General features: G+C 67.2%; 4 protein-coding genes and 2 pseudogenes. 1 reads left to right on the top strand and 5 read right to left on the bottom strand.

The features are described 5' to 3' along the window. Positions 1-92: 92 nt before the first annotated feature. The 5 genes and pseudogenes from ABZV31_RS37910 to ABZV31_RS37890 form a co-directional block, all read right to left on the bottom strand. Positions 93-572: pseudogene (locus ABZV31_RS37910) on the bottom strand (helix-turn-helix domain-containing protein); the annotation flags it as partial. Between the two features lie 647 nt (positions 573-1219). Further along, entirely contained in the window at positions 1220-1777 is a 558-nt protein-coding gene (locus ABZV31_RS37905) for a hypothetical protein (protein ID WP_355901388.1), read from the bottom strand. 11 nt (positions 1778-1788) lie between these two features. After that, the gene (locus tag ABZV31_RS37900; RefSeq protein ID WP_355901387.1) at positions 1789-3630 is read right to left on the bottom strand and encodes an alpha/beta hydrolase; all 1842 of its coding nucleotides are present in this window, start codon (positions 3628-3630) and stop codon (positions 1789-1791) included. Between the two features lie 9 nt (positions 3631-3639). Further along, on the bottom strand, positions 3640-4104 hold the full coding sequence (locus ABZV31_RS37895; protein ID WP_355901385.1) for a hypothetical protein: 465 nt from the start codon (positions 4102-4104) through the stop codon (positions 3640-3642). A 150-nt stretch (positions 4105-4254) separates the two neighbouring features. Continuing rightward, positions 4255-5401: pseudogene (locus tag ABZV31_RS37890) on the bottom strand (S8 family serine peptidase). A 651-nt stretch (positions 5402-6052) separates the two neighbouring features. On the opposite strand from ABZV31_RS37890, the gene ABZV31_RS37885 reads away from it, so the two are divergent. Next, positions 6053-6834 (top strand): caspase family protein (locus ABZV31_RS37885; RefSeq protein WP_355901383.1); only part of this gene is annotated, 782 nt, incomplete at its 3' end.

The raw sequence follows: 6834 nt of genomic DNA, 5'->3' as shown, positions 1-6834 counted from the left end.
GTCGAGCGCACCACCCGGTACACGATGCTGCTGCACCTGCCCCGGATGGACGGCCACGGCGATGGCCCGCGGCTCAAGAACGGCCCGGCGCTGGCTGGCAGCATCCGTGCGGCGATCACCCGCGAGTAGCCGGACACCATCACCAGCACCGGCGGCCGGCCGGACTGCCCGTAGCCGAGCGGGATGTCCGCCTCGGGGAACCACAGGTCGCACTGGGCCAGCTCGCCGGGCTGATACGTCGTGCGCGAGACGGGATCGACGGGAACGTACGCCGGTCGCAGTTCACGCACCCGGTCCTTGAGGACCGTCATCCCGCGATCCCACCCGATCCGCTCGGCGATCACCGTGGCGGGCATCGTCGGAGTCTCCCGCAGCAGCTCACGGATCTGCACCTCGACCGCGTCAACCACCGAACCCTTGGCCGGCCGCTCGTACTTCGGCGGCCGGTCGGTGGCCAGCGCACGCTTGACCGTGTTCTTCGAGATGCCCAGATGCCTCGCGATCGCCCTGATCGGCATCTGCTCGGCCCGGTGCAGCCGTCGAATCTCTGCCCAGTCCTCCACATGGATCACCCTCTCCTTCCTGACCTCCGATCAAGATCAGGTTCCAGCGAAAATCACCAAGTGGGTCACTTTTGATCCGCCGTCAGAGGGTCAGGATTCAGGCGACGCCGAGAACAGCTCTTCAGCTACATCGAAGGGTTCCACAACCCCTGGCGCCGCCACTCGGCGAACGGCCAGCTCAGCCCAGCCGAGTACGAGCGCCGACACGCACCACAAGCATCAGCTAACCTCGCCTACGCTGCCGCGTAGAACGCAAGCCCGTCCGTGTCTACCGGACCGGAGCAACTCCAGCATAAACTCAACGGAGAGCGGACCATATGGGGTTACGCGGAGGCAACTCGCCAGCAGTTGAACGTGCCCCTGGCGCGGCTCATTCCGGCTGATCGTATTGGAGAGAACCCTGGTGAGGCTGGCGGGTCACGGGCCTGACGCTTGCGCGTCATTAGGTCCGCCGGCCGGCTGCCGGACGGAATCCACCTGAAGAATCGGCGGGCACTCGCCCGGCACCACGATCGCCTTCCGCATCAGCGACTCCGTCCCCCCAAGCTGTCGCCAGGAGCGTGATCATCTTCGGCTCGCTGTCCGACGAACCTTCCCAATAGCCGCACCCACCGACAGAAGCAGACCACCCAAGAGTGCGACGCAGGTTCTCTTCGTCACGTCCCACTCGGGGAGGAAGAAGGGATGGGATCGCTGGACGACCAGAAGTCCGAATGGACGTTTGGAGCCGGAACCTCCTGCTGCGAATAGTCGGGACCAGCGGGCGGACTACTCGGGGCGGACACTTCGGATTTCTCCACGCAGGGCGTGGTCACACTGAAGTGGGCCTGGCCGTGGGCTCCGATGAGCACTTGCAGCTGGAATCCATCCTCGGTCTTGAAGTTGGCCGCCAGCCCGTTCGCGCTCACGTCGACCAATTCGTATCCCTTGCTCTTCCAGTAGCGCTCCACCACGCCCAGGAACGCCGCGCGCCGCTGCTCCGAGATGATCGTCATGACCGTCCGGTCGCGGTCCACGTAGCACTCGGCCGGCACGGTGTAGGTGGGCGTCCATTGGACGGCGGGTTTGATGGCCGCGAACGTTCCGTCGAGGATGGCGTCCGCACGGTCGGCCGCCTCTTGCATGTTCATCTTCGTGTCCTGGTCCTTGGGGGAGGATCCGGAATCGGCCGGCCCGCATCCGGCGAGCAGCAGGACCAGCGCCGCGGCTGCCACCGCCCTACGTTTCATCGCGGCTTCTCCCTTGATACGTAACCGGGCTCGCCGGCGACGACTGCGGCAATGTTCCTCGCTGACACCTGGTCTTTTCCTGGCTCTGGGTTGAAGTAGTTCGAATGCGCATCGATCGTCAGGTCGGAATCCCAAACGTCCGGCACGGAGACAAGCGTCGGACCTGGCAGCGTCTTAAACCTGTTGGCCCCGAACTCCGCGCTCGCCGGGTCCTTGCCGAACCAGAGGTCGTTGTCGTCGGAGTCGCTCACGCTACCACCGGCGGCGCCACCGAGCAGCGCACCGGCCGGACCGCCTGCGATGGCCCCGAGGCCACCGCCCAGGAGTGCGCCGCCGCCTTCCTTTGGCAACGGCAGTTTGGTCACGACGTCGTTTTCGGCAGACCCAACCCAGACGTGTTCCTTGCCGACGCCCAGGTCACTTGCCTTGTCCACGCCGACACCGGGACTGCCGACCAGGACGATGTCGTCGACGCCGGGGATTCCGCCGGCCTCTTTCGCGGCGGTCCCCACCGTCAGTGACCCGTACGAATGGCCGATCGCCGTGATGTGCGGGTCGGCGTTCTCATTGGTGGCCGCGATACCGCTCATGAAGCTGTTGTAGGCCGGGGCCCCATGCTCGGCGTTGCTCGTCAGCATGACGCTGGAGCCGGAGACCAGGTCGAGGGGCGTCATCTGCGGTGCGTCGTATCCGAGCCAGACGATCGATGCGGTGGAGGGATTCATTTCCCGGCCCAGCTTGGCGGTGTAGAAGGCACGGTTCACGGTGCCATTGGCGAATTCCTTATCGAGCTTCGTGTCGAGACCCGGAACGTATGCCGAGACATTCTTGGACGTGTCCGGATTGCCAAAGGAGATGATCGCCCGTCCATTACCCTCGTTACCGATGCCGAGGAGGTACATCGGCGGGACGCTGACCGTGTTCAGCCTCTCCTGGATGCGCTTGAGGCCGCCCAGCTTGGTCTGGGAATCCTCGTCGTCCTTCCCCTCCAGCGACGCTATGAGCAGGGGCAGGTTCTCTCGGTTCGCCTCGTCCCGCACCATAGCCGGAATGCCATCCAAGTTTCCGATGATCTCCGGGAACGCCCTCTTGTACTCGTCGCGCTCCTCATCACTGAGGCTGTCCCACCACTCCTTGCGATCGGCGGGCGACTTGTCCAGCGGGATGTTGTCCCGAAGGTATTCACTCGCGGCAGAGCTGACGGCATCGACGTCGGCCGCCACATTCGCCCACGTCTTGGTGCTGACACCCAGCCCCGGGGCCGCCTTGAGCTTCCCCAACGCCTCGCTGTACCGGTCGTCGATCTCCGTGGCTTCCTGTACGGCGTGGGCGATGCGGTCGGCGATGTCCTGGGCCTTCGCGCGGTGAGGGTTGGGGCTGTGCAGGCCGGAGGTGTCCGGGCCGAGTCCGGGGGTGTATCGGCCGGTGTTGCCCTTGATCGTTCCACCGGGTATCTCGTCACCGGTCAGCTCGTTCTCGCCACCGGCGGGGTACACGACGCTACCGTCTGCGTTCACGGTGTACGACAGCGCCTCCGCGTCGTCCAGCGCCTCGAGTAGGCGGCGTCTCGGGGCGGTGATTTCGGACGAAAAGCCGTTGAGAGCTCCGCTGGCCAGGCCGCACTCGACCTGCGTGTAGTGGAAGTTCTCCGACAGCTTGTGCAGCTGCTTCAGCGCCGCGTCCGCTGCCTCACCCTCGTTGGCCTTCTGCATGGCCTTGGTGATCTGCTTGTCGATGCGGTCCTTGGCCGCGTCGGCCATGTCGCTCACCGCGCGGTACCCGTCCGCTGCGTCCGCGTACTCGGATGGGTTGATGGCCTTGAGTGTCTTGAGGTCCATGCCTCCGGATCACCGGCCCTTGCCAGTGCCGCCGGCGGTGGACGCGTCCTCGGAGTGGACCTTCAGCTTGGCGATCTCGGCCTTGATGGCCTCGTCGGTTCTCAGCTGGTCATTGCCCGCCTTTTCCAGCACGCCAGCGAGGCCGTCGCACAGCCCGCTGATGTCCTTCACGCGGCGTTCCCAGGAGTCGTACACGCTCTTCTGGGCTGCCGCGGTCAGACACCCGGACCCCTTGTCGAGCCCCGTCTGGCCGTGCTCTAGCTTCGTCAGCGCCTTGCCGATGTTGTCCCGCAGGTCGCCGACGCCCTCGCCGGCCGCGGACCACGCCTTCTTGTCGGACCTGAGCCTGCCGGAAGCGCCGCTGCCACCCGAGCTGGTGCCGCCCTGGTCGGCGGGCAGCTGGTTGAGCTGCATCCGTGCGGAGTGCCGTTCGGCCGCCGCAGCCTTGAGCTGCTCCCACTCCTCCCAGGCCACGCGTGGTTCCCCCTCCCCGTGTCGTGTCGTAAGCCGCCAAGTCGTTGTGCACGCACGACCGCGACGGTGCGCTGATCGAGAAGCACGCTACAGCCCCTTCACCACGTGCCCCATCCGTTCCGGTCGCCATGGGCGTCTGAGTATGCGTACTCAGACGTGACCAGTTCCTCGATCGGGTGGGGAGACACGGCCCGAAGTGCCCGGGTGTGCTTGCGGAGGCGGGGTGAACCCCGCTGTTGTGTAGGGGGATTGGCCCGGGATAGGTGCGGATGTGGGAAGTGGCGCTGTGGGTGTCCGGCGCCTGCGGACGACAGCGGCTACGGCGATCCCGGCTCCGAGGACCACGACGCCGCTAACGCCCAGCACAACCCACGAAGTACCGCTGGCCTTCGACGTGGCCGTTGCCGCGGCGGAGTTGTCATCCTTTGCCGGAGCACCGGCGTCGGCGCTCGCGGTGGCTCTGGGAGTCGGCTGCTTCGACGCCGCGCCTGCGAAATCCGGAAGCGGGTAAACGTCGGCCGGACCAGGGTCGCCAGGGTTCTGCAGGGCGATGCGGGGGCGGACGATCCCGTAGCCGACGGAGTCGTTGCGCTTGGCGCCGTCCGTAGGGCCGCCGATGGTGTTGAGCATCACCCGCAGGACCTGGTTGTTGGTCCAGTTCGGGTGCTTGGCCCAGATCAGGGCGGCGCTGGCCGAGGCCAGGGCGGTGGCGTCACTGGTCCCGTGCGTCTCACACAGTCCCGTTTCGCTCCCGCAGGCGTGCACCATGTCCTCGCCGGGCGCAGCCATGTCCACCTGCGGTCCGTGTTCGGACTCGGCGGTTCTGCGGAGATCCTTCCCGACTGCTGCGACGCCGACCACGCCTGGTGTCGCCGCCGGGTACATGACCTCGTTGGCCTGGTCCCCGTCGTTGCCCACACCGGCGAAGATCAGTGTTAATGACCTGCGCGCCCGCGTCCACGGCATAGCGGATCGCCTTCGGGACGATCTCGTTGAACCGCCGGGCTCCCTCGGCCTCGTTGGCCGCCGTCTCGTCCTTGGGCATCCGGATCGGGAGAATCTTCGCGCCGGGCGCGAGGCCGAAGGCGCCCTTTCCGCCACCGTACGCGCCGGTTCCGGCGATCAGACCGGCCATGCCTGTGCCGTGGCCTTCGTAGTCGGTGTGCTCGTCGCCGGGCTGGTCCTCGGCGAAGTTCTTGCCCAGTAGGACGCGCCCTTTCAAGTCCGGATGGGTCCAGTCGACGCCGGTGTCGATGACGGCGACCGTGATGCCCCTACCGGTGCTGGTCTGCCACATCTGCTCGGCCTTCATCGCGTCGAGGAACCACTGCTCCTCGCGCGTCGAATCCGCGCGAGCCGGCACTCCTGCGGCACCCAATAGCAGCAGGCCGAGAGCCGCCGATGCCGCTGCACGTCGAGCACGGCGTTCGGTGTGTCGATAACCGCTGGTGCGCATGGGCTTCGCTCTCTCCGTTCCTGAACACGAATCAGTCGATGACCGGCGGCACAGCGCGGCGGCCGCCCTGCCGCCACGTCTCCTCATCCTCGACCACACGGTGCTGCCGCCCGCTCCTGCGGCCAGCGCTCGTCGAGGAAGCCGACTGGGGCAGACGGGAACCACCGACGCCGCCACTCCGGCCCGGGCGCGCCGTACTGGTCGCACCTCCCGCGACTCCGTCGCGTGCCGTGCCGGAACCGCCCGCCATACCTGAGCCACCGGATCCGGGCGTACGCACTGCCGCACGGCCCGACTGCTGGGAACGGCCGGTTGCAACACCATCACTCGGGATCGGACGGCCGCCGACCACGCCGCCGTTCGAGAACGGAGGACGACGGCCGGGGACCTGCCCCTGCGAGGGCGCCCGGACGCGGCGCAAGAGCGAATGGTCCGCGACTTCCTGGACCGGGCGATCGGCGGCGAGGACGACGGGCCGGAGGACGGCGCAGCGTGACCCGCCTGATCAAGCGCCGGGCTCTGCTGATCGGCAACGAGCACTACGACGACGGCCGCTTCGCGCCACTGCCGTCCACACGAGCGGACGTCTGGGGGCTGAGTCAGGTCCTGAAGCACCGCAACATCGGCGCCTTCGTCTCCGTCCGGACCGAGTCCGATCTGACCGCCGACGACATGCGGCTGGCCATCGGCGAGTTCCTGGAGGAATGCGAAGAGGACGAGCTGGCGCTGGTGTACGTCTCCGGGCACGGCGTACGACTGGCCCGGGACGGCGGCGAGTTCCACTTCGTCGCCAGGGACACCGACTTCGACAGGGTGGCCGAGACCGGCGTGAGCGCCGGCTTCGTCAACGAGTTGCTGGAACAGTGCTGGGCCCCGCAGAAGGTCGTGATGATCGACTGCTGCCGTAGCGGGGGCTTCGCCGTCGGCCTGCGCACCTCGGACCGGCAGCCGGACGGTTCTGTGGCGAAGTCCGGCGAGCAGGCCCTGCTGACCAGCAGGGGCGTGTACGTCCTGTCGTCCTCGCGGGCCGGAGAGGACTCGTATGCGGATGCGGGCGGCGGCGCCGACGTGAAGCCTTCCGCCTTCACTGCCGAGGTGATCGAGGCTCTGCGGACGGGGAAGGTCAGCAAGGACGGCAGCAGTGAAGTGTCGGTGGACGACCTGTTCCACTACGTCAACCGGCGCATGCGCGCCAAGGGCGGCCGCCAGGTGCCGGTGCACTCCGCGCACGGCGTCGACGACCGCATCGTCATCGCAGCCTGCCCGCTCGGCAG

This window comes from Streptomyces sp. NPDC005202, from assembly GCF_040608235.1.
Lineage (GTDB): Bacteria > Actinomycetota > Actinomycetes > Streptomycetales > Streptomycetaceae > Streptomyces.
Note: the sequence above shows the minus strand (reverse complement) of the source record. Positions and strands in the feature narration are given on the sequence as shown.

Coding starts and splice junctions, on each gene's coding strand:
- ABZV31_RS37900 (WP_355901387.1), bottom strand. CDS start 3,630: ATGGACCTCAAGACACTCAAGGCCATCAACCCATCCGAGTACGCGGAC.